The organism is Paenibacillus profundus (genome assembly GCF_021369635.1).
Lineage (GTDB): Bacteria > Bacillota > Bacilli > Paenibacillales > Paenibacillaceae > Paenibacillus_B > Paenibacillus_B profundus.
In genome coordinates this window covers 38,472-62,557 of sequence record NZ_JAJNBZ010000026.1, presented here as the reverse complement: position 1 = coordinate 62,557, position 24,086 = coordinate 38,472, and the positions used below count along the sequence as shown (strand labels likewise).

20 protein-coding genes and 1 riboswitch are annotated in these 24,086 nt (G+C 45.6%); of the genes, 6 read left to right on the top strand and 14 right to left on the bottom strand.

What is annotated here, in order from left to right; translation table 11 throughout:
• Positions 1-225: 225 nt before the first annotated feature.
• The 4 genes from LQV63_RS23395 to LQV63_RS23380 are packed head-to-tail and all read right to left on the bottom strand — an operon-like array spanning position 226 to position 2,966.
• On the bottom strand, positions 226-1,044 hold the full coding sequence (locus tag LQV63_RS23395; protein WP_233698504.1) for an SPL family radical SAM protein: 819 nt from the start codon (positions 1,042-1,044) through the stop codon (positions 226-228).
• 24 nt (positions 1,045-1,068) lie between these two features.
• A complete protein-coding gene (locus tag LQV63_RS23390) occupies positions 1,069-1,782 on the bottom strand; it encodes a 2OG-Fe(II) oxygenase (RefSeq protein ID WP_233698503.1) in 714 nt (237 codons plus the stop codon).
• Positions 1,775-2,323 (bottom strand): methylated-DNA--[protein]-cysteine S-methyltransferase, encoded by a 549-nt coding sequence (locus LQV63_RS23385; protein ID WP_019421113.1) that lies wholly within the window; start codon positions 2,321-2,323, stop codon positions 1,775-1,777. Before LQV63_RS23385 ends, LQV63_RS23390 begins: the two co-directional genes overlap by 8 nt.
• The gene (locus tag LQV63_RS23380) at positions 2,307-2,966 is read right to left on the bottom strand and encodes a bifunctional transcriptional activator/DNA repair enzyme AdaA (protein ID WP_407672956.1); all 660 of its coding nucleotides are present in this window, start codon (positions 2,964-2,966) and stop codon (positions 2,307-2,309) included. Before LQV63_RS23380 ends, LQV63_RS23385 begins: the two co-directional genes overlap by 17 nt.
• A 146-nt stretch (positions 2,967-3,112) precedes the next feature.
• Between LQV63_RS23380 and LQV63_RS23375 the strand changes: the two genes are divergently transcribed.
• Positions 3,113-4,096, top strand: a complete 984-nt coding sequence (locus tag LQV63_RS23375; RefSeq protein WP_233698502.1) for a DNA-3-methyladenine glycosylase family protein — start codon at positions 3,113-3,115, stop codon at positions 4,094-4,096.
• A gap of 166 nt (positions 4,097-4,262) precedes the next feature.
• On the opposite strand, the gene LQV63_RS23370 is transcribed toward LQV63_RS23375, so the two are convergent.
• The 3 genes from LQV63_RS23370 to LQV63_RS23360 all read right to left on the bottom strand — a co-directional run bounded on the left by LQV63_RS23370 (position 4,263) and on the right by LQV63_RS23360 (position 9,675).
• A complete protein-coding gene (locus tag LQV63_RS23370; protein WP_233698501.1) occupies positions 4,263-6,272 on the bottom strand; it encodes a M36 family metallopeptidase in 2,010 nt (669 codons plus the stop codon).
• Between the two features lie 153 nt (positions 6,273-6,425).
• Positions 6,426-7,445: an NAD(P)/FAD-dependent oxidoreductase gene (locus LQV63_RS23365; RefSeq protein ID WP_019421108.1), complete on the bottom strand. Its 1,020-nt coding sequence runs from the start codon at positions 7,443-7,445 to the stop codon at positions 6,426-6,428.
• Complete coding sequence (locus tag LQV63_RS23360; RefSeq protein ID WP_233698500.1) at positions 7,438-9,675, bottom strand: hypothetical protein; 2,238 nt, start codon at positions 9,673-9,675, stop codon at positions 7,438-7,440. The genes LQV63_RS23365 and LQV63_RS23360 overlap by 8 nt, the downstream gene beginning before the upstream one ends.
• A 253-nt stretch (positions 9,676-9,928) precedes the next feature.
• Here LQV63_RS23360 and LQV63_RS23355 point away from each other — a divergent pair, with 253 nt between their 5' ends.
• Positions 9,929-10,375 carry a hypothetical protein gene (locus LQV63_RS23355; RefSeq protein WP_019421106.1) on the top strand — a complete coding sequence of 149 codons (447 nt, stop codon included), beginning with the start codon at positions 9,929-9,931 and terminating at the stop codon, positions 10,373-10,375.
• A gap of 71 nt (positions 10,376-10,446) precedes the next feature.
• Here the strand turns inward: LQV63_RS23355 and LQV63_RS23350 are convergent, their stop codons facing one another.
• The 4 genes from LQV63_RS23350 to LQV63_RS23335 form a co-directional block, all read right to left on the bottom strand.
• Positions 10,447-11,418, bottom strand: coding sequence for an ABC transporter substrate-binding protein (locus LQV63_RS23350; RefSeq protein ID WP_233698499.1), 972 nt, complete (start codon positions 11,416-11,418; stop codon positions 10,447-10,449).
• Between the two features lie 117 nt (positions 11,419-11,535).
• On the bottom strand, positions 11,536-13,155 hold the full coding sequence (locus tag LQV63_RS23345) for an AraC family transcriptional regulator (protein WP_233698498.1): 1,620 nt from the start codon (positions 13,153-13,155) through the stop codon (positions 11,536-11,538).
• Between the two features lie 251 nt (positions 13,156-13,406).
• Positions 13,407-14,756 carry an alanine/glycine:cation symporter family protein gene (locus tag LQV63_RS23340; RefSeq protein WP_325175915.1) on the bottom strand — a complete coding sequence of 450 codons (1,350 nt, stop codon included), beginning with the start codon at positions 14,754-14,756 and terminating at the stop codon, positions 13,407-13,409.
• Between the two features lie 150 nt (positions 14,757-14,906).
• Positions 14,907-15,005: riboswitch (glycine riboswitch) on the bottom strand.
• A gap of 379 nt (positions 15,006-15,384) precedes the next feature.
• Positions 15,385-16,362, bottom strand: a complete 978-nt coding sequence (locus LQV63_RS23335) for an aldo/keto reductase (protein ID WP_233698496.1) — start codon at positions 16,360-16,362, stop codon at positions 15,385-15,387.
• Positions 16,363-16,770: 408 nt separating this feature from the next.
• On the opposite strand from LQV63_RS23335, the gene LQV63_RS23330 reads away from it, so the two are divergent.
• Positions 16,771-17,352 (top strand): TetR/AcrR family transcriptional regulator, encoded by a 582-nt coding sequence (locus LQV63_RS23330; RefSeq protein WP_233698495.1) that lies wholly within the window; start codon positions 16,771-16,773, stop codon positions 17,350-17,352.
• A 101-nt stretch (positions 17,353-17,453) separates the two neighbouring features.
• Here the strand turns inward: LQV63_RS23330 and LQV63_RS23325 are convergent, their stop codons facing one another.
• Positions 17,454-18,536, bottom strand: coding sequence for a DUF418 domain-containing protein (locus LQV63_RS23325; RefSeq protein WP_233698494.1), 1,083 nt, complete (start codon positions 18,534-18,536; stop codon positions 17,454-17,456).
• A gap of 391 nt (positions 18,537-18,927) precedes the next feature.
• On the opposite strand from LQV63_RS23325, the gene LQV63_RS23320 reads away from it, so the two are divergent.
• Both LQV63_RS23320 and LQV63_RS23315 read left to right on the top strand, forming a co-directional pair.
• Complete coding sequence (locus LQV63_RS23320; RefSeq protein ID WP_267934168.1) at positions 18,928-19,509, top strand: histidine phosphatase family protein; 582 nt, start codon at positions 18,928-18,930, stop codon at positions 19,507-19,509.
• A 165-nt stretch (positions 19,510-19,674) separates the two neighbouring features.
• Entirely contained in the window at positions 19,675-21,069 is a 1,395-nt protein-coding gene (locus LQV63_RS23315; protein WP_233698492.1) for a hypothetical protein, read from the top strand.
• A gap of 93 nt (positions 21,070-21,162) precedes the next feature.
• On the opposite strand, the gene LQV63_RS23310 is transcribed toward LQV63_RS23315, so the two are convergent.
• Together LQV63_RS23310 and aroC are read right to left on the bottom strand one after the other, a co-directional pair.
• Positions 21,163-21,633: a hypothetical protein gene (locus LQV63_RS23310; RefSeq protein WP_233698491.1), complete on the bottom strand. Its 471-nt coding sequence runs from the start codon at positions 21,631-21,633 to the stop codon at positions 21,163-21,165.
• Between the two features lie 277 nt (positions 21,634-21,910).
• The gene (aroC, locus tag LQV63_RS23305) at positions 21,911-22,969 is read right to left on the bottom strand and encodes a chorismate synthase (RefSeq protein ID WP_233698490.1); all 1,059 of its coding nucleotides are present in this window, start codon (positions 22,967-22,969) and stop codon (positions 21,911-21,913) included.
• Positions 22,970-23,086: 117 nt separating this feature from the next.
• Here aroC and LQV63_RS23300 point away from each other — a divergent pair, with 117 nt between their 5' ends.
• Positions 23,087-23,980: a LysR family transcriptional regulator gene (locus LQV63_RS23300; RefSeq protein WP_233698489.1), complete on the top strand. Its 894-nt coding sequence runs from the start codon at positions 23,087-23,089 to the stop codon at positions 23,978-23,980.
• The last annotated feature ends 106 nt before the right edge of the window (positions 23,981-24,086 follow it).

Genomic DNA, 24,086 nt, shown 5'->3' with positions numbered 1-24,086 from the left:
TCATGCAACCAGATTATTAATGATGCTGCGTAGCGCTTGTTTTCAAAAGTATACTGCGGACACCAACAGGGCTCCATACCCGATTCGTAGTTTCATGTACCCAAAAAGAATTATTTTCAGTAGATAGCTTCACGGAGGCCGATATTGTATTACGTAATAAATGAAAAACACCATCCTGATAGGATAGTGTTAAAACGCAGCCTGAATAGGGTGATACAATTTTTATTAAGGCGCAAAGCCTTTCTGACTCAAATAGACTTGATCTTTGGAAAACACCTTTAGCAATCTTTCATATACAATACGATATGCGGAAGGATCGTACCATTTTTCCAGACCAATTCCTTCGTACATTGAATATATACCTAGATTCTTAGTTCTTTTTCCTCCGCTGCCGTCTCCCATGAAATAATCATCCACACAGACGCGGCTGACCAGTCTCTTTAATTTTTCCGGAAACTGTTCACTGCTGGGCAACACCGGGGCTATGGTTGCTTGTACCGGCACACCTGCATCTGTCAAAAGCTGCAGTGTCTTTAACCTTGCGCTAATCGGCGGGGCGCCCGGCGTAAAATGTTTACGTATATCTTCTCGGTCTGTTTCAACGGTCATGCTCACTCGCACTCTATCCTTTAATAGAAGTAATAGATCAATATCTCTCCGGACTAATGGACTTCGAGTCTGCACAAATAAAAAATCCGGTGGATCTTGAACCATTACTTCCAACAAGGATCTGGTGACTTTCTCCTTATGCTCAATGGGTTGGTATGGGTCAGTGCTGGATGACATGAAGATAGTCACCTTCCCTTTTTCCTTCGCTCTGCGAAGCTCTTTGCGCAGAATATTGGCCGCTTCCTGCTTGATGTCCACCCAAGTCCCCCATTCCTCCTTACGGAATATCGAAACAGGCATTTGACGCACATAGCAATATGAACAACCAAATGAACAGCCTGTATATGGATTCAGGGAGTGGCTATAATCGGACAGAAACCCTGTTCCTTTATTAAGAAGCGTCTTTGGATATTTGTAAAAAAATTCACTCTTCACACCCGAATCCCCCTGCGAATACACTCATTTTGCATTGTGGAAAATGATACCCAGACTGTACCTAATACCCGATGTAATCGTACTGACGCCGTGTCGAAGCGTAGCTCTATAGTACCCGCGCGAGCCGTAAACAGGACGATGATTCGTCGGGAAGATAAGCCCTGCTCCTTGTTCCAGTGTAATAACATGTCCCCTGCTTTGCGCCCTCGGCCTTTGCTCCATCAGCAGGAATTCCCCGCCAGTGTAATCCGTCTCTCTCTGATTCAATGCAAATACGACTTGGAATGGAAAGAAAACTTCTCCATACAAATCCTGATGCAGACAGTTGTATCCGCCTGCTTCATATTTAAGAATCAACGGTGTTGAGCGCAGCTGCTCCTGCTGGCGGCACTGATCAAGAAATTCTGGCAGCTCGGCCGGATAGATGGCGTCACGCCCGAGCTGTTCCAGCCAACGATTAGCCGTTTTGGCGAGTTCAAGGTAGAAGCTTACACGAAGCTGTTGCAACAACCCGGGAAGAGGCTCTCGATAATACTTGTATTCCCCACTTCCGAACCGGTATCTGGCCATATCTATTGTACTTCGAAAATTGGATTCCTCATCATACGTATCTATAATTGCACGACACTGCTCTTTGTCCAATAGAGGTGGAAGTGCAGCATAACCCTTCTCGTCCAGCGAGAGCTGCAGCGAATTCCAGTCCATAGAAGCAATGCGCTCTGCGAGACGATTAGGCATGCAGCGGACTCCCTTCGATGAGCGAGCTTTCACATTCCAGCTGCAGCAGCTGCGTCTTCATTTCCAGACCGCCCCGATAACCGGTCAGCGCGCCGTTTTTACCGATTACCCGATGGCAAGGGACTGTAATTAATACCGGATTGGCGCCAATAGCAGCTCCAACAGCACGTACCGCAGCCGGTTTTTGGATGTGATTCGCAATGTCGGAGTAGGACTGGGTCTGCCCGTACGGAATTTCGCACAGCGCGTTCCATACGGCTAATTGAAACGAAGTGCCGTAAAAATCAAATGTCACTGAAAAGGTCTTGCGCTTCCCTTGGAAATACTCGATTAATTCAGCCGCATACGGTTGTAATTTCTCATCATCCTGCACCATAACGCTGTTCGGAAAACGGCTCTTAACCCAATGGGATAACTCTTCATATGGCTTATTCTGAGAACCTACGTAACAAAGCCCTTTTGATGTTGCAGCGATATGCATGTGCCATTGTTCATGAACAAGCAAAGTCCAATAAATCGCAGCATTATTTTTTGCTTTCATTGTCCAGCACCTCCGTGGTTATTTTGCTACAGTTTAATTTGCGATAGTCTGTAGGCGTATGCCCCGTTCTCTTCTTGAACAAAGTTATAAAATAAGCTGTGTTGGGGATGCCTGCATGGAGGGCAATCTCCGCGATTGCTTTATCCGTAGTGGCAAGATACTCAATGGCCTTCGCAATTCTCGTCCGCTGAATATATTCAACCGGAGTTATTCCCTTGATCCGCTTGAAGGTGCGATGCAAATGATAGGGACTGCCATGACACACATCCGCCAGTGTTTCCAGCGTTAAAGTTTCACTGTAATTCATGTCAATGTATTGCGTGATTTGAGCCACCCAGTCATCATCAGGCAATCGTTGTCCGCTCGGTTTACATCGTTTGCAGGGGCGAAAATGTTCTGACATGGCCTGCTGGGCGCTTTGAAATATACGTACATTTTCAATATTAGGAGGCTTGGATTTGCAAGACGGCCGGCAAAAAATACCCGTGGTCTTTACGGCGTAAAAAAACTTATCATCGTAGGACGCATCGTTTCGCGTTATGGCTTGCCACATTTCATCCGTTATGCGTTCCTCGCCTGTACCTGCAGTATTTGCGATTTGAGTTGCGATGTGCATATACTCATGCCCTGTTTGATTCTTCATCGTGTTCGCCTCCACACACAGTATAACCCCAATGATGGCCGTATGTACGCTTCTAAGAATATAAAAGCAAGATATCAAAATTGCATAAAATCATTTTGTGTTACAACTAAGAGTGTAATGTTATTGATATGAATGGGAGGATTTTTATGAAAAGGAATACGATAAATCCGCAGTGGGATGACCCATATTTAATAGACGTGCCCAGTCTTCCGCAAGGCTCCTGGGAAGATAACGGGCAACAATTAAAATTGTCTGTGCCGAAAGAATTCAGCTTTTCCGAAAATATGAAATACCTGTCTAACGCCCCTAATGAATGCTTGTTTCATATTAAGGATCATAGGATCTACAAAGCTGTCCCGATCGGTCAGGAAACGCCAATCATTGAAATTAGCGCGGAACATGAAAACGTGATTACCATCCGTTTTTTTGGGAATACAACGCCTTCTCGCCAAGAGGTTCGTGCCGCGGTGGCGGGCTATGTAAGCGAGTGGTTTGATTTGGAGACCGATTTGCGCCCGTTTTATGATTTGGCCAAAAATGATTTATTGCTGCACAGAGCGGTCAGTGAGTTTTATGGACTGCGCAATGTCGGAATTCCCGATCTATTCGAGGCATTATGTTGGGGAATCATCGGACAGCAAATTAACCTTGCCTTTGCTTATACCTTAAAAAGGCGTCTCGTAGAAAACTTCGGTCGTAGCGTAGAGCTGGATGGAGAGCAATATTGGATCTTCCCCTCCCCTCATAAAATCGCGGCATTGGCGGTTAGCGATTTGGCTGTATTGCAAATGACAACCAAGAAAAGCGAATATCTCATTGGGGTAGCCCAACTGATCGCCGAAGGGAAACTGACTAAAAAACGATTGCTGGCCACAGGGGACTATAAAAAAGCGGAAAAGATGCTAGTAAGTATCCGGGGAATCGGACCGTGGACAGCTAACTATGTTCTGATGCGCTGTCTGAGAATTCCTTCTGCGTTTCCCATTGATGATGTCGGTCTGCACAATGCAATCAAACATCTTATGGGCACCGAACAGAAACCAACCAAAGAAGAGATCTTGCAGCTATCTTCAACATGGACAAATTGGGAGTCCTATGCCACTTTTTATTTATGGAGATTCCTTTATTAGGGGATGCAGCGTGCAAGAGTGCTATTGAAGGGAAATTTGCAACAATCGATTTATTTTTGTCCAACAAGCAGACCTGGAACCCGACCGAAAAGGAACCGAGCGAGGCCTTTCCGGTCGAATCTTCAGGTTTGCATGATAAGCACTGCCGCAGACGAGAGTTCTTCCTTCAATGCAAGTCTTCTGGCAGTTCAAAGTCTGCAACAATGCCAACAAGAGAAGCTCCAGCGCTGCGTGCATTGGGTCCCATGCCAAACTTTGAAAAAGTTTTCCAGGCGCTATGACGTGCTGCACTATAGTCTTCTGCACTTATTTTTCCTGCATTCTTCAGGTCCTCCAAAGCTTTTAGTATGTCGCTCCGCGCATCAAGAAAACTTGGATTTGAGCGAGAGCGTTTTAATCCATCGACGACGATTCTCCATGCTAAATTATAACCTTTATCCTTGCCAAACTTTTCAACAAATCTACGGTTCATATACATGAGTATTGCACACCATATTTCCCCGATTTCGTGTTCGTTCCCCTCGCGATACCGCCCAGTTCCAAGCTTTCCAAAATGGTCAGGGAAATTATCATCGTATTTAAAATGACGAATTCCGTTCGGATTTCCCGAAACCCAGGCACCCGTCACAACTTTTTCTACATTTCTGCTATAATTTTGAATGGTAAGTGCAAAGTAATCACTCCAGCCCTCACCCATCCCATTGCATTGTGGTTGTTCCAACGACCCAAAATCGAGGGGCCCTCCAGCCAGCCTATTTGTTACTCCGTGAGTAAATTCATGGAACACTACATCGGCATCAAAAGCAGTATGTCGATTGTTCGAAGCAACTATACCCATTCTCATGATTGGGCTTTGGCCATCTACAGGAGTGCTCATATTGGCTGTGCCAAATACAGGCCCACTATACGCGCGGGCTCTAACACTATCTCCTGCGTTTTCTATACCTGAGGAATTGATTTTTTGAAAATTTCCTGCCTTCTCATCAAAGCCAAGCATGTAAAAGAAATCATGCATGTAGTTGCAAAAATAGAAAATATTTAAGATTTTCTGATCATTACCTGTTGCATCAGAAGGGTCAAATGTCACCATCCCGTTTACGACATTGCCATTTAGGTGTGTTGCCGGAGAGCAAACTTGTAAGGTTGAAGAATTTGAATCGCAAAATACAGCCTCAGTGCTATTTCCGATAGTCTCTGTTTCATTAACCCAATCCTTGGGGAAATCACTTGGTAATTCCGTAACAGGTTTTACTGGGTAGTCCATTAACGGTCTCGGAAAAAGGACCATAGTTCTGCCATCCCCAGGGTTTGTTTCATATATATTTCCTTTTGCTTTTATGTGGCGGCTAATTTGCTTAAAATAAAGAATTTCGCCAGGTTGTTCATTATCAGCTGCAACAATTACTTCATACTGTGCAACCATTTCCTTAAGGGAAATAATAAAACGCCAAGCTAGCCTTGAGTTTGGGTTTTGGTGAAATATGACGAGATTGGCGGGGATATAATCTCCGAATTCACCTTGATCAAGTACCGTATAACGTGCAACAGTAGGAAAAGTTACCAAAATTTTCGGTTCATAACTGGAAGTGTTTAAATCCGTATGATGAATGGGTTGCCCCCAGCCGTCTTTCGCGTCCTCATCCACCTGATGATGTAAGTTCATATACTCATTAGCCTTTTTTATCGCTGAGTTAACATCTATTTCAGGCATCACATTTATTTCTTCATTAAAAATGACATTATCGCCCACGATGTCTTCAACCGTACCATTTCCAGAAAAACGTACGGTTCTCGACATTTGAAATATAGGGATCCCGCGGTAATGTTGGTGTAAATGTACGATTGATACTCCTGCACTTGTTGTTATGACATTCGGATCCGGAACAAATTCCGCTTCTGTTGCTACTCCTGTTTCCGGAGAGAAACTTAAAACCGCTGAAGTATGTTGCATATAATCAATAGCTCTAGTAATAAAAGATCTACCATCAGATTCTTCATTATTATTGATAGTGACCATAGCCGGACTACCAGTTATAGGGTTTATGTTGGATATATTAATACTGGTTGTGTCTGGTATGTTTTCAGAAATAGCTTCGGCAAATCCGTTAATTAGACGAACTCGTTCGTTATCGTTGTTGTTATAACTGTAGTTCCTTTTGTCAACTTCTCGAATCATTAGATCCTGCTTCCTTTCTTATTTTGAATTTATTCTTAGGATCACCAATACATAGTTGGAATATGTATAGAGGCAACTGATTTTCCATGATTTAGCGATGGTTCGTTTTCTCTTTCCAAATTCCCTAGTCCTATCGCTATCATTCAGTTCTTTTCAATTAGAATAGCATGGCAGCAACCGATAGAACTCCTCCAGTCGATCTCTGTCGTGATGAAACCAATCCCCCAACCAGTGCTGGTATGCACGAAAGGCCGTTTTTTCATCAAAAGAGCCTGTAGCAATCCCTGTAATATGATGAGCAGTCATCATGCCGGACATGATGGCCTTCAAGACACCGTGCGAAGAGGCAGGATCAAGTATGAAAGCTGCATCACCGACGAGCCAATACCCGGGCCCGGCAGGCTTTTTCACCTTTCTCCATGTTACATCCACTCCTTTAATCCGTCCCAAGACACTCATGCCTTCATATTCCTTAGGGATAGCGACTTGTTCGCTTGCACAGTCTTGAACCAAGTCAAGCCGTGTCCATTGGTATACATTCGGACGCACCTTGGCGGTCCAAGTCCACCCTCTACTGTCTGACTCCATGACTGGTGCGTGATCGCGAGTAGGGCATTGCCCTGTTACATACCCGTACCTGACGATTAGCCGAGGTGAATATTTCTTAATTGGCAGTCCCAATTTCCGTGCAAGCCAATGATGACCCCCGGCAGCATCAACAACCCAGGACGACCTTAATTCTCCTTCAGAAGTCACGAGTCCAGACACACGTTTCCGTTCTACGATAGGACGAATGGCACGGCAAGGTTGATACATTTGAACTCCCAATTCAGCGGCCCTTTGAATCATAATAGCATCGAAGTCGGCTCGCCAAGCTTGGAAGCCGCGCCATGGCCCGGTATCGTCCGCTCCGAATGGGACGAAACACCAATCCGCATCCCATTTTGTCCAATGCCCTTCATGCCGGACAAAATTCGCTTCACGAATTTTTCCGTCTACACCAAGCCGTTTCAAAAGTGGTTCAATCCCGGGATGAAGAGATTCTCCAGGCCGATCACGCGGAAACGAAGCACTCTCGATTATCGCGACGCTTAATCCCGATTCGGCGCAAAAGATTGCCGTCGCCGCCCCCGCCGGGCCGCCGCCAATAATAGCGACATCGACTCTATTCATGTGGCCTAACGTGCGTCCAATTGCCATTGTTTCGCTTTAGCAGAACATCGATACCGTTTACGAATAATGTTGCTTCTTCCTGCATCTCGATTCGAATTTTACGAAAATCATCAGGATGAGCAATATTGTCACTCCCTCTTCGATATATAACGAAGCGATAAATGGTACCTCCTAGATGATGTCGGGATTGCTCGATGGCAGTTTGCAGCTCTTCATCGTTTGACGCGACTTTCTGGAAAGAAAGCACGCTCCATAATCGTTTTTCCGTATTCGTTATATCAAGTGCTCGGTATGCATAAGCCATCGATAGAACTCTTGCCTTATATTCCGACGCATCTATCCGTCCAGTGAGCGCCATCGTAAATTTATTATCCAACGCATGATCGACATAGTCCGAATAAGCCAGCGAATGGTAATCGACCAATTTACTCTCGGGTATTTGCTTTGGCCCTGGAACGCCGTCCCACGGCAGGTTTCCTTTTTGTCCGATTTCCTCATCCGTCAATGGACTGACAGTCGGCCAAAATGGTTCAAATGTGCGTGCTGCGTCGGGTGAAACTGCGGGCCAGAACGTACTCAACGCTGCGCATAACTTGGAATCTTCGGGAAACGGACTTCCAAGTCCATAAGAGGACAGAAACTCTGTTCCATCATTTGCACGATCGCGACTTACATCCCAGCCCGGAGCGAAGATACCTGATGCTGCATCAGGTAAGTAAGAGTGACGAGTTGTTTTCGAATCACTAAGATGAGTCGAACGCTGCACGGGAGAGTTATAAAAAAGCGAGACGATGGCCGTCATCGTCTTGTCGTCTTTCGAAAATATGGTTCTTCCACCTTGCCTGTCAGGAGTCTTGAATTCAAGGTTGGCAGCTATTCGTTGATCGGACAACGGATATGGAGGCGTTTCCCACAGTTCGTCTTGAAGCTCATTCGGCACGGACTGTATCCACCATTTTGTCAGTTCACCCTGCTCGCAGCTTGGGAAGAAATCAGGCGCCGTAACCAAAGAGTAAGCCGCCTCCGATCTAGGAAATTCGAAAGCCAGTTCGGGACATGCAGCTTCGATACATCCGTCCGCTGTATAATCAATATAATGCACCGCTCTGTATCCACCCTCGTCTATGATTTGGGCAAGATCATGTTTATCATTGAGGTTAGTAATTGTACCGTCCTGCTCTAATCGATGGCGAATGTGAACATATTCCGGAGCTTGTCGCCATCGTCCGTTTTCTGGAGAAATTTCAAGACTGGTGGAGAACTTTTCATGGCCTTGCGGTACTATGAAAGTGAGTGTATTGCCCTTATACTTTGCCTCTTCGACCAATGCGGCATGAACGGCAGGAACAAGCATTCCTTTACCATACGCTGGCTCATGTGACCAATCGGCTATATCTTCGTGAAAAATAAATGGCGGCTCGTTTATTTCTGGAGCGGACCACCCTGTATTGTATCTTTTCCCCAACTCGAGATGGATGCGCCGCAGCTTTTCATTGACATGGTGCGCCTTAAAGTCCACATTGAGATCGTAATCACGAATGCATTCTGTTCCGTCGAACAATTTATGAATAGGAACCCAGAATGTATGCTCGCTGTCTTCTGGCTGAAACCGCATCGGTCCGAACGTGCTTGCCTCGCCTTTGCGTTCGGCAGCGATATACAAGGAGTATCGTGCCGGCAATACTCGAATAGAGTGCGGTTCTTCATCGACGAATGGAAGAAATCCCCGGATCGAATCATCATATTTTGCTTTCAACGTTCCGATTCGAGCCACTCCTGTACGAGAAAAGCACATATCCGCGTGTTTCTCATGAACAGTTTCCGAGGCAGGACGATATTCAGCAGCAAAAACGACCAGCGCCAACGAATGATTCTGCCCTCGAAGCCGTATCTCGTTCAATGAAGGGGGCTGTATGCCAAACACCAGATTTTCCACTGTTTCAAGATCCGCTAATGTAGGGAAGATAGTCAAACCGTCCACGACATTAGATGAAGCGAGTGCATGATAGAAAAGACTTCTTGCGGGTATTCCTGGTTCGATACCTCTTATGCCTTCGAATGCAAAATCTTCGAACCCGGGAATAGTTCTATCGATATTCGGCAGTTCTCTTAGCAGCTCCCCTCTTAGATCGGGCGAGGAGATATCCATACCGTGCTTGAGAAACAAATCCTTCCATCCACCATTTTCTAATCGGTCGCATATTTGTTTTACATCGCCAATTATAGACATAACGGCTAACCGTCCTTTCATTCACTCTTGCAGTCGAACAATACGAGATATAGAGTAAACCCAAATTTGTTATTCTATACAAAAAACTATATTAAGTGTAGGGAATGTACGATGTTTGTGCCGTTGTGCAACCATACTTGCGTTTCAATCAATTTCAAGTGATTAATGTAGCAAATCGTTAGATACGACATAAGATGAAGCAGGAGATCAGCCCAAAAATGTCAAGTAGGTGTTGTTATTGAGGCAAAACGAAATGTGGCAGCCTGTTGTAACCGAATTATACAATAGTCTGTATAGTGAACAGATGGTTTGTTCCATTAGCTCGGAGTTATTTCATATCCCCGAGACGACAGATTTACAAGGAAATGCAGAAATGCATGCAAGTCTCGTCCCGGCATCTTATCATCGGGTGACGGCAACCGGTTCCGCCCAAAGATTGCTGAATGGTGAAAGTGCACCTTCCATTGTTGAAACATTGGTTGCCTGCATTCAAAATGCCGAACAGTTGGATCGCAACGTGCATTCCGGTTTATTTGTCATGAGGGATGCCGCCCCTGCTTCTTTCAAACCCGTAATCGAAAACATTATACTGTGGCAGGATTACGCTGAAGCGCATTTGCAAAACGCAAAACAATCTACGATACAAATTACGGGTATGCCTTTTCGGCTAGGACACTGGATACATTATCAGGGAGTGTAACAGAAGTGTATTACAATCAACAAGCGCCATCCTCATATGGATGGCGCTTGTTTTACTGAGATTCCCGTCTCTTATTTTTGGGTAAATAGCTTTACCGCTTCTTCCAAAGATTTAAGCTGGCCTATCGCCGAATAATCCAACCATGGCTGTTGTTCAATCGCATGCACATTGCCATTTTTGACGGCCTTCATATTTTTCCAGATAGCACTCTCCTCCAACTCTTTGAACAGCTGCTGTGCGGCAGCGTCGGCGGAAACCTCAAGCAAGATATGATCAGGATCGAAATCCGGCAGCAGTTCTCTGGATATGGCTTGCGGTCCTTCCTTTCCTTGTCCCATGTTTTCCAATCCTTTGGCAGGTTTAATCCCCAAGTCTTCGTAAAGCAACGAGCCGTAATTACGGTCTAGCCCATATACTCTGAATTCTTTTTTGAGCACGCGCAGAACCATTACGGTTTCATCTCCAAGAGCTTGCTTAACCTTTTCTTTCGCACTGGCGGCTTCTTGATTATAGTTGGAAATAAACGCGTCAGCTTCTTTTTCCCGTCCTGTCGCCTTGCCGAGCTGCGACAATTGATCTTGCCAGGTCGAATTTCTAAAATTAAGCACAATCGTTGGAGCAATTTTCTCAAGCTCCTCCTTTTTCCCCTGTATAAGCTCCTCCTGTGCAATAATAAGTTCTGGTTCAATGCTCACGATTGCTTCAAGGTTGGGCTCTTGAGAATTGCCTAAATTTTGTGTGTTGTTCAAGAGATCAGCTACATGAGGGAGAAACTCTTTTCCTTTTTGGGTGACAGCACCTGCAGGAGTAATTCCCAAAGCAAGCAAATCGCTCGTAAAAGGAATGGATAGCACCGCAATCCGTTTGTCTGATCCTGCTGCTTTGGCATCCTGCTTATTATCGATGGCATCAGCTTGAGAAAGTGTTGCTTGATCCGTTCCGCCCTGTGTATTCGTCGACGCTGCCTCGCTGCAAGCCGTAACAACCATTACTAGCAAACAACATATGAAAGTAAACATCATGGTCCGATGGCGTGTAAACATTTCGAAAAAACCCCTTTGAGTTGAATTATTATGTAAGATGATAATGATAATCATTATTATGACAACATTCCTCTGAAAAATCCATGTCATATCTTTAGATTTGAATTTGGATTATCTTCACCTTAATGCCGTGAGCAGCGTCACCGCTTCGTCCAACTGCTGATCGATAGAACGCGGAGCGTATACCATCCATTTGTCCCAATCCAACACATATACCCGATTATGCTTGACGGCCGGATGCTGGTTCCAGCTCTCACTCGCTTGCCATTCTTTTAATCTGCTTTTTGCCTCTCCTTCCGTCTTGACCACGATGAAAAGATGATCGGTTTCGTAATCAGATAGATTTTTTGTGGTTGCAGACGTCCAATTAAAGACCGTACCAGGCATATGCTTATCCATTTCTTTTTGTATCCGATCCGGGGGGGTTAACTGCAAGGAACGATAAAACACATGCCCGATGTTGCGTGCGCCGTAAAGCTTCACTTTGTTATCGACAAGCGTGAGCAGCCCGACCGTTCCATCGCCGATAACCGCTTTTACTTTTTTTTGCTCGCGTTCCGCTCTCTGTTCGTGGCGTTCTATCCACTCTCGAGCTGCCTGTTCTTTGCCCACAAGCCGGGCTATTTCATGCAAATGTCCGAACAAGTCCAATCGCGTCCAGGGAATCGTCACAACCGGTGCAATGTCACCTATATACTTTCTCATTTGCAGCGAAATGTGGTCCTTGCATAAAATCAAATCAGGCTTTTGCTTCAATAAAGTTTGCCTGAAGTCTTCCCATACCCGATCATAGACCGGCTTGGTCATGGATGGCGATTCCTTATCGATGTGTGTTGCGAATGGCTTTACGCCTAGCGTTAATAAATGATCTGTATAAGGATGCGAAAGAGATACGATATTGCTATGATGTTTCTTAATGTACACGGTTGGCGCTATGCCATTGTACACTTTGAACCTCCTGCTGAAATAAAACTCATCTTTATATCCAACATCACGGGCGATGTCACGAATTTTCTCGCGCGATACCAGCAGGTGCTCCTTTGCCTGGTTCATACGCAAATCGGTCAAATACTCGATTGGGCTTTTCTTCATTTTTTGTTTAAAAAGCTGGGAATAGTACGAGGGGTGCATACCCGCCATGTCCGCCAGCTTCCCTAGGGTGATATCCGTATGATAAGTCTGCTGCATGTACTGAATCGTGCCTTCCAGCGATTTTTCGGTGCGCTCGGAAATAGGCGCTGCTTTGTTATCCAATAGTACGCACAGCAGCTCATGCAAGTACAATTGCTTGCGTGAATCTTCCATTTCGTTTAGAGAAGCTCTTCCCCTAGTCAATAATTGAATCAGATGCCGAACGCGTTGGTACTGCTTGACCCGGATTTCCCCATGTTCGGGAAGCGTTAACTCCTTCTCATACACTCTTCTCAGCTCGGTCCATTCCGTAACGCGAAACATGTCAAACGCAATTCTGCACAGACTCAGACATTGAGTCGGGTCGCTTTCAGCTGCAAGCACGAAGCCAGCAGGCAACAAATAAACGGATTTCCGTGATAGATCTATCGGTTGAAGTTCATCGTTCATGTATAGTTTTCCGTGACCCTCCGTCACGAACAATAAGGTATGAGAAGCAAGCTCATGTCTCTCCCAGCCCGACGTAGCATCGACTGCTATGCATTCGATTTGTTTGATTTGAAGCAATGATTTATGTAAAAAAATATGATGTTTCCCTTCGTCCACTTCTCTTTCCTCCAGCTTCATCTAAATCTAAACATAATGATTTTTCCATATGAGTAAGAATGATTCTCAATGTCAGGTTCTTATTTTCTCATGCTTGGTTCCATCTGTCCAATGTTCACAGCACAGAATTAACAAAGATGCCTTGATTTACATAAAAAAATCTCGTCTCCCTAAGAGACGAGATGAACTCACGGTAGCACTCTTGATAACAGATTGAACAACAAAAGAAGCAGCTCCAACCTTTCATCCTCTCACTTTTTATGTGTTTTCATATGCTTCAGATAAAGACGAGTTTCCGTCACAACCACACCGGATAGACCTAGCAGCGCGACGAGGTTCGGCAGAGCCATTAAGCCATTCACAATGTCCGAGAGCTGCCAAATCAGCTCAAGCTTGATGAACGCGCCCAGACCGATCAGGACGATGAACACGATGCGGTAAGGCAGAATGGATTTGACTCCAAATAAATATTCCATGCAACGTTCGCCGTAATAATTCCAGCCTAGAATCGTGGTAAAAGCGAACAGTATAAGGCAAAACATCAAAATGATGGATCCATACGGCATAGCTGCATCAAACGCCGCTTGGGTCATCTCTGCCCCATCAGTCGAGCCGTTCCAAACCCCGGTTATAATCAATGTCAATCCCGTCAGAGAACAAATAATAATCGTATCGAAAAATGTGCCCGTCATGGATACAAGCCCTTGCTCCGCAGGCCACTTCACCTTTGCCGCAGCTGCCGCAATCGGAGCGCTGCCCAGACCAGATTCATTGGAAAATACACCTCTTGCGATACCATTCCGAATCGCCATCATGACCGTTGCGCCGAGGAATCCGCCCCCTGCTGCTGTCGCGTTAAAGGCGCCATGTAATATGAGCGACAGCGCATGAGGAATCTGATCCGCAAAAACAATAAGGACAATGCTGCTCGCTATCAAATAAATAATGGCCATCACAGGTACGACTTTGGTCGTTACATGCGAGATGCTCTTGAGCCCCCCAATTGTCACCAATGCTGTCAACAGAGTCACAACACCCGCCGTAACAACTACGGGGATGCCCAAGCTTGACTGCGCGGAAGACACGATTGCATTGATTTGCGGGAAGGTGCCCACTCCAAACAGTGCAACCAATACTCCGCTCACGGCGAAGAAAACGGCAAGCGGTTTAAATTTAATGCCCAAACCTTTTTCAATGTAATACATAGGGCCGCCCGATATCTGTCCATTATCGTCAATCTTCCGAAATTTTACGGCCAATAGTCCTTCTGCATACTTGGTTGCCATTCCAAAGAACGCCGCCATCCACATCCAAAATAACGCACCAGGTCCACCTATTTTAATCGCAGTAGCTACCCCGACAATGTTGCCCGTACCGATCGTTGCCGCCAAAGCGGTAGCCAGCGCACCAAAGCTGGTTACGTCACCTTCGCCTTCATTTTTAGCTTTGAACACAAGCTTCAGGGCAAGAGGCAGACGAATCACCTGCAGCAATCCAAGGCGGAATGTAAATATAATTCCCGTTCCTACCAACAAAATAAGAAGCGGCGGCCCCCATACAAAACGATTCACGCTGCCTAACCATTGTTCTAACATGTGCATAGAAATTCCCCTCATGATCTTTATTTATTGCCGAACGACATGAAAAAGAGCCAAATCGGTTGATTTGACTCCGGGGACATTTTTGCAGAATAGCAAATACGAGAAAAAGTGAAATTAGTCACAATTCCAACGCAAAACGATGCCTGCACTTCTGCAATCCCTGTCCTTTTACCTGAGAGTTTTAACGTGTGAAATCACCCGTATTGCCCCTTCGGTGCTCCATGACGGAGTCTCTCCAGAGTCCTGTCCATCTACGGTCCTGCTTGCATTGCATTCGAATTCTTCATTCGATAATTCAAGCGCCTGAGAGCTTTACCCCTTCGGCCAGACTGCTGCCTGTCTCCCGTAAACTTCATCCAGCTATAAAGTTTTATACTACATTATAGAGAACAGACTATCATTTCGCAAGGCTGATTAAATGGTAATATATCCCCTGAGGCTCTCTTTAGCCTTCACTTATGCACGTTCATGAATATATGCAATGAAAATGTACATTATGCGTATTTCTCCCTTTTCTGCCTATAGAGCATTATGATATGGGCCCCCAGGATAATTAAAAAATCTCGTCTCATGAAGAGACGAGATGAACCCGCGGTGCCATTCATTTTATCGAATTAGGAAATTTTTTTCACTCTGGCAATCGGTAAACAGCGAACGGCTCTCCATAGCGGAAAGGATAACTGATTTGATCCAGCTCTTCCAGTTGATTCGCATCCAGCTTTATCGATATGCTGTGCAGATTCTCCTCTAGTTGTTCAACCTTTGTAGCACCTACGATAACGGTTGACACGGAAGGTCTGTGAATGAGCCAAGACAGGGAAAGCGCACCGGGAGTGCAGCCCAAGTCGTGAGCAACACTGCTAATATTTCTGCTCAGAGCAATGCGGTCATCATTAAGGAACTTACTAAAATTAGGATCGGTTTCCGCCCGCGAACCTTCCGGTACCGCTTCCGTAGAACTGTATTTCCCGCTCAAAATACCACCGGCAAGCGGAAAATACGGGATGATTCCAATCCCCTGATCCTGACATAGAGGGACGAGCTCTTGCTCTGGAGTCCGATCGGCGAGAGAGTAGCTTGTCTGAATGGACACATAGCGGTTCAATCCAAGGTGCTCGCTCATGCCTACAGCCTTCATCAACTCCCAAGCCGCATAATTCGACGCCCCGATGTAACGTACTTTTCCCGAACGAACCATGTCGTCCAACGCCCTTAACGTTTCTTCCAGCGGTGTATGGGGATCGAACGTGTGGATTTGATAAAGATCGACATAATCCGTCTTCAACCGCATCAGACTGTTGTCCAGCTCTTGCTGCAAGTGGTAGCGTGACGACCCGCGATCATTCGGACCTTCCCCGCGAACTAACCCGGCTTTTGTCGCCAACACCACGTTATGACGTCTTCCTTCCAATGCCTGTCCGATAATTCGCTCTGATTCGGAATTCGCATAAATATTGGCCGTGTCTATGAAATTGATCCCGTGATCCAAAGCCTTATGTATAATTCGGATCGAGGTCTGTTTGTCGGAACGTTTCCCGAATGCGTTCGTCCCTAATCCTAATGCAGACACTTTCAACCCGCTATTGCCAAGGCGGCGAAAATTCATGATAACCAGCTCCTCTTTTTAATATTCATAGTGCTGTTTATATGTAGCAATTATACCATAATGGAACAAACTTACGATTGGAGAAAGGACGTTGAACTTGCTTAGGCTGAGCAACCATTCGTTGCTTGCAGAGCGAACGGCGTTTCTATAATTCCCCGACAAATGTATGGATTGCAAAAAAGCCGTTCCCTGGTTAAAATTCCGGGAAGCGGCCTTAGTTTCATCTTGTCTGATTGGAATATTGCAGAGGAGTCAGACCTGTCGTTCTCATAAAAAGCTTCCCCAATCCGGACTCATCCGCCACCTTCTCCATAAAGGAAGGGATTGCTCTGAACTTGCGTTTGTTTTTTATTTTTTGTATTCTTTACTTACCGGTAAGTATTAACAGAAGAAGAAGGAGCCCAGTCTGTGAACAATACGGAGACTTACAAAAGAATCGTAGACACCACCTACGCCCTTTTTGCCGAGCATGGGATTGATAAGACAAGTATGGCCATGATTGCCAAGGAAGTAGGTATTACCAAACCGGCCGTCTATTATTATTTTAGCTCTAAAGAAGAACTAGTGGATTTTCTGTTCGAGGAAATATGTAAAGAAATCGATTTTGCAAAGTGTTTTACGATTGAAGCATATACGAAAAATAATTTCCAAGCGAAGTTGTTGTCCGATGGCTTTAAAATGATTCAGGATCAAGAGAATGATGCTTTTTTCTCTCGGGTCATTAACGAGTATATCTTGGTTTCCATCCGAAATGAAAAATATCGCCAAACGTTTTACAGCATAACAGAAGGGTTCATGAACGGGTTCGTTGACTTATTAACGAAAGGTGCGCAATTCGGAGTCGTTACGAATGAGAAGCTGACAACCAAGGCACAATTACTCTCGATGGTTATTGATAACATCGGCAATTATATGCTCATGGGATTCAAAATCGATTACAATGAGATTTGGGCTGAAGCCGTCCATAATGTGCTCAAAAGTGAAGATTAATCTCGATAGCCAGAGCATCGTTTAAAATGTCATTTGCAAAGCGCAGGGGCAGTCTCAAAAGTAGTTTTTCTACTTAAGGGACTCCCCCGCTTTTTGTTTCGTTAGATTTTTCTCATCAAGGCTTCAAGCGGCCCTCGTGTAAATCTGCTTCTCCAAATGTACGATAACAAAGCGCTTGCGGAAAAGAATGCGAGCGAATAAAGGATCGAAAACGCGAGTGTCTGATTTTCTAACTTTCCTAGGAGTGCCAATAGACCTATCCCTATAAATACATGGCTTATATAATGCGTCAGCGCCAGCTGACCAGTCCTGACCATCGTGATGGTAAACCAGTGATCGGTGAATTTTTCGGCGAAATAGATACAGACAACAATCACTGCTACCGCTGTGCTTGAACTGGATAATATATAAAATAGATTAGGCGGATAAGTCTTGGTTGAAAACAGAAATTGTGCTGCATCGAGTCCGATGGCCGAGCTGGAAACCTTGATGAGATAAAAAGCAAGAGCCTCCAAGACGACAGCTGTTATTATCGAGTAACATACGATTTTTTTGCGGTAAGCACGGTCCATTACATTCTGTCTCCCCAACCACATGCCAAGCAGGAAGAAGCAGAACCATGGAAACAGCGGATGATATCCGTTGTACAGCAAATTGCGAAGGAATCCTTTGATTGTCCAAAAATCCAAATAATCCATAAATGGCAGCAACGGGTTCCAGCCTTGCCAATAATTAAGCGCGATCTGCATAAGTTGAGCGGTGAACAGAAAACCCAGAAAAGCTGTAAGGATCGTCTTGTTCGAGGACAAGATGAAAAAGGAGGCAATCAGCATATACAGGCCGTAATAATGTAAAATGTCTCCGCTCCAACCAAAGAGGTACAGCAGCATTCCTACACTGAATAAAAACAAAGAACGCTTCCAGATGGTTTGTCTATAATCTTGAATGAGTAAAGGATTATTAGAGGTTCTTGCTTTCCTAGTCATTAATGAAATTCCAACCCCTGCTAACACGACAAATACAGCAGATGCCCTTCCTTCAAACAAGCCTGCAAAGGCAATAAGCCAACCGGGTCCATTTTCGCCTGCATTCATTACTGTCTTAAAATTCACAATCATCATGCCTAGCATCGCGAATGCCCTTGCTATGTCAAATCCAACAATTCTTGACGAAGGTGCGCTCATGTAATCCCTCTTTCTGATGAATCAAATTTCACTTACCTACCGGTAAGTAAATATTACACGCAAAGCAAAGCAAAATCAAGTGGCATGCATAATAATGAAAATACCAAAAACGAACCAGCAACAACCGCGGATTCGAATTCGCAATATCATCGGCAACAAAATCACAGCCCAAACAGCATAAACATGCCGATGCCTCCGATCATAAACAACGCCATGAGCCATCTGAAATTATCCTTTAACAACTGAAGGATTGGCCGTCTCAATCATGCCAAGTCCGCTGCTGACGTCTTTCTCATTGTCGAACATATATATCGTGAATAAATAACTGCTCCAAGTCTAAAATAGGTCTAGCACGATACTTATTTCAAATAGAGGAGTGGCTAAATACCTGATGTCAACCAAGCTATATGTCATACGCCATTGTAGGGCCCAACAGGGCCTGACATTGAATGATCCCGACACGCCTCTTACGCGAGAAGGTGTTCAACAGGCGAAGCTGCTAGGTGAGTTTTTACAGCGCCAAGGTGTAGGAAGTACAGATAACCTTCTCTCTAGTCCCTACCGTCGTGCGTGTGAAACGGCGAACATCATCGCTGAAAAATTACAGCTTTCGGTGTCTATCAATGACAAATTAAAGGAGCTGAATTTGGGTAATGTCAGCCGTAATGAAGATATAGGGGCCATCCTGGCCGAATTACGTGTGCATTTCGAACACCCGGAAAAGAAATTTCCCCAGGGAGAGTCAAATCACGAGGTGCAGCAGCGAGTTAGCGAACTGGTAGATCAACTTTTACGGGGCGGTGAACAACAAACGCATCTATTGGTTACCCACCAGATTACAATGACACTGCTGCTGCAGCGTTACGATGCTCGATTCGGTTTCGAGACGTGCATGGAACTGACGAATCCTGATGTTTTCTTGATTGAATTTGCAGATGGAGAGGTACAACAAATACGGCATATTTGGACCTAAAACGGCTGAAAACTTTTATTCGTTTCATTGCAGACGATATGAGATTTGCACAACTCTATTTGTTCACTGTTACATATTTGTACTAGTATTCTGTTTTTAGGGATAACTTTATTTATGTGGGATAAGTTACATATGTAAATAAACTTATATAACGGAGGATGTACGATGCTTGAACGAAACGATGTGCTCACGAACGGAGAAGTTACGTTCGAACCCGATATAAGGAACCTTCCGCAATGTGTTGAAGATGTCAGAAAGGCCGTCGTTTCCAATATTCCCGGCCCGCCTGACCCGACGGATTACCACCAACTGCGCGGCAGATTGGAAGCAGTACGCAGAAAGCTGCCTGTTCTGTACCGGGACGCAGTCGTCGAACCATTCCTTAGAGCGCTGGATCAACTGGGTCCAGAAGGGTTCACCGATATTTTAATTCACGATCCCCGTCGCGAAGGACCAGCCTTTCTGCTGTTCGATGTCGCACAAACCATACTGCAGAACGGTGAAGGCTACAATGCGGATGCCACTGAAGCTTTTCAGGAGATGGTAAGCGATCTGTACGACGGTTTTTTAAGCGCTGAAGACAGAGCGAGAGTGAAACGTCCAGACTTGAGCATGATACCGCCGCTCGTTAAGTGGGGGAAGCCGGAATTCGGTCCGTATACCATCCCGATTGACGGAACAGCCCAGATAGGCTTGAAAACGGGTATCGTAAGTCTTCCTCCCGCTCATGCCCAACGGGGCCTGCTGGCCTGGTCCAGCTTGGGCCACGAAACGGGCGGGCATGATATTTTGCATGCCGATACGGGACTGCTTGAAGAATTAGCGGATACGGTACGAGCGGCTCTTCTTGCGAACAATCTCGGAGATGATTTGGCTGAATATTGGGCTCATCGTATAGACGAGACGGCATCAGACATCCTAGGGGTACTCAATCTGGGACCTGCGGCAGGGATCGGTTTGATTGGTTATTTCCGTGGAATCCGGGCGGCCACTTCGGGAATTCCCGCGCTCAAAAATATCGGTTCGGAGACTGACGTCCATCCAGCTGACATTTTGAGAGGATATTTAGCCGCCTATGCCGTAGGTATCCTGCAATTCGACCAGGCTAATATCTGGGAGCAGCTCATCGAGACAGAAACGGACAAAGATCTGACCCACATCCGTCTGGAAGGAAAAGTTGTCGGCGCTGAGGAAGCCAAGCTGTCTGCAAAGATCGTGGCCGCCGCCATCATGACGACGAAGCTGCATACGCTGGAAAATCACAGTTTGGACCAAATTCAGAATTGGAGAAATCGGGACGAGTCCCTTACTGCACAATTACGAGCTTTGTTGAGCACCGCGGGTCCGCTGCCTGAACATATGCGGTCTGGATTCTACGCAGCTCACGTGGTCGCGGCCGCCGTGACGGGCGCCTTGGTGCAGCATGCGGAAATCGACATGATTTTTCAGCGGATGATACTTCTGTTAAAATCGATGCATGATCAGAATCCATCGTGGGGACCTCTGCTTGTTTTGCATCCCGGCGATATCGTGCGCCATCGCGTATACCAGGAAGACTGATCCAAAAAACGATAGGAAGCTCCTCACCCGAGCTGGTCTCGGTGGAGGAGCTTTCTGCTTGATGGGACTTCTGGCCTATGTGCTGGAAGTCTGTTACGATCGTAGGGCTTGAGCAAACCATCCGAACACGGTTTTTGACGCCGTGCCTCCAGTACCATGAAAAGCCTCAAACGACCCTGCCAGCGTGTAAAGCGATCGATTTGTAACATCCGTAAACAGGTAACCCGTATAGATTTGGATTGCAGTAGCATTGAGAACTTGATAAGGGTTTTGGGGAGTCGGACTGCTTGTAGTCAATCTTTGAAATGTGAGCTTAAGTGAATTTTCGTCCCAAAAACCAATAAGCGGTTCTCCAAATATAGTTCCGGTAACAGTCCCGTCATTGCCAATATTTTGAATTTGCAAAAGGCCTCTATAACCATTAGCAACGACACTAAATGATAAAACAGGCAGGCTGGCAACACGGGATTCTGTTTCAGTTATCTGTTCGGTGCTCGGATATAAATATGGTTCTGTTGATGGACTCACGCCGTAATAAGGGTATACATGTCTGCACATAGTCATCACTTATTCCTCCAATTTAAATATACTCTAAGATATCTTATTCACTGTGTATTGAATTGGGTGATTGTCTATGTACAATTCCATATTATATCCCCCTTACAATTCGCAGCAGTCCCTCCATCATCACAGTGACTTGATGCACAGGATGACGTGGCATCGCCTGAGAGCTGTATCAACCTTATAAGGTCACGGCAAAAATGCCACCCAGCATTTGACTGGATGGCATGTATGGACTACTGCTGCACAATTACAAGTTCAGTTTCCGGAATAAATCCTGTCATGCATGAATCAAGGCAGCTTGACGCTTATATTGATCTTCAACGACAAGACAAGCCATTGCTTCCACAACAGGTACGATTCTTGGACATATGCAGGGGTCATGTCTGCCCTCTGTCACGATCAATTGTTCTTCGCCATGCACATTCATCGTTTTTTGGGGAAGAGAGATCGAAGAAGTGGGTTTCACGGCGACTCTAAAAATAATTTCATTGCCCGTGCTTATTCCTCCAATAATCCCGCCCGAATGATTGCTCAAAAAACCGGAGGAGTCCATCTGGTCGTTATGCTCGCTCCCCAGCATTTCCGCGGCTGAAAAACCGGCGCCGAACTCTATGCCTTTAACTGCTCCGATGGATAGCATTGCTTTAGCAAGCTCCGCGTCTAATTTATCGAACGCTGGCTCGCCTATACCGGGATTCACCCCTCTAATTCTACACTCCACAATCCCGCCGCAGCTATCGCCAACGGAGGCCAAATGATGAATTTTCTCGATCATTTTGCGAGCGGCCGCCGGATCGCATGCTCTGACCGCGTTTTGTTCAATCTCACGTTCAATAAATGCATCGCATTTGATACCGCCGATTTCCTTGGTGTAGGCCACGACAGACACCCCTCGATGTTCGAGCAATTTGCGCGCCACAGCTCCCGCGGCTACCCTTCCGGCCGTCTCTCGGCCGGAAGCTCGCCCGCTGCCCCGGTGATCCCGGATGCCGTACTTCTTTAAGTAAGTAAAATCAGCGTGTCCGGGACGGAATGCATATTTGATATCATCATAGGCTTCGGGTCTCATGTCTTTATTGTGAAGCATAATAAAAAGCGGGGTTCCCGTTGTCTTTCCCTCGAATACGCCAGATAGAATTTGGATAATATCATATTCCTTCCTTGGAGTAGTAACGGAAGATTGCCCTGGTTTTCTGCGATCCATTTGTGCTTGAATGTAATGCTCGTCTATTTCCACGCCAGGAGTAACACCGTCAACGACTACCCCGACAGCCTCTCCATGCGATTCGCCAAAAGTAGTGATTTTAAATATATTGCCAAAAGAATTTCCAGACATAGCAATGAGCCTCCCATAGTTACGTTGACATCCATCATGTGATTTCATTATAATTTCTGCAGTGAAATAAATGAAATTCAAATATACTAGTCTTGTCATAGAGAGGATTAATATCATATGCATATGGAATGGTATCGCATATTCCTATACACGGCCAGAGCGGGGAATTTAACAAAGGCAGCGCAAGAGCTTCATATTACTCAACCTTCGGTTAGCTATGCAATTAAGCAATTGGAAGCCTCCTTGGGAGTGAAATTGTTCGATCGCCTCTCCAAAGGGGTGAAGCTGACACCCGAAGGTGCGGCATTGCTGGGATATGTGGAACAATCATTCTCGTTGCTGCAAGCCGGAGAAGATAAAGTGCATTCCCTCAAGCGCCTTTCCGCGGGAGAACTTCGAATCGGCGCAAGCGGCCCCATCATCAAGCACCTTTTAGTACCGCCCCTTGATAAGTTTCATGCTCAATATGCAGGAGTCCGGATTCGTCTTTCGCAAGGCAGAAGCGCTGAGATTCGAGAACAGCTAAAAAACGGTCAAATTGATTTGGGATTTGTCCATCTCCCAATGTCTGACCATGAGCTCGATGTGAAGCATCTCGCAACCATTCAAGATTGTTTCGTTGTAGGCCATTCCTATCGACATCTGCTGGAACATCCGGTTACTGCCCGGGAATTAATAAAAATACCGCTGCTTTTGCTCTCTAAGGGAAGCAGCACCAGACGCTACGTCGAAGAATGGCTCTTCTCACTTGGAGTCACTGCCGAAGTGGACATTGAGCTCAGCAGCATGGATATGTTAATAGAATTGGCTCATCGCGGTTATGGAACTGCTTTCGTGACGCGCTCCTTCATTAAGCAAGAATTGAAGGAAGAAAAGTTATATGAACTTCGATTGACAGACCCGATCCCGGAGCGTTCGATCGCGGTCGCGACGCGCCGAGATATTTCTTTATCCATAACGGCCAATCATTTTCTGAATATGCTCACCGCGTCGCTTGACGATATGAGATAACATTACCTCTAATAGTGCAGATCTCAAAGCATCAGGCGTCAACTTGTTTTTATCCACGGCAATGCCCGCTGCAGCACTTCGAGTTGCGGAATATATGGCTTTACAA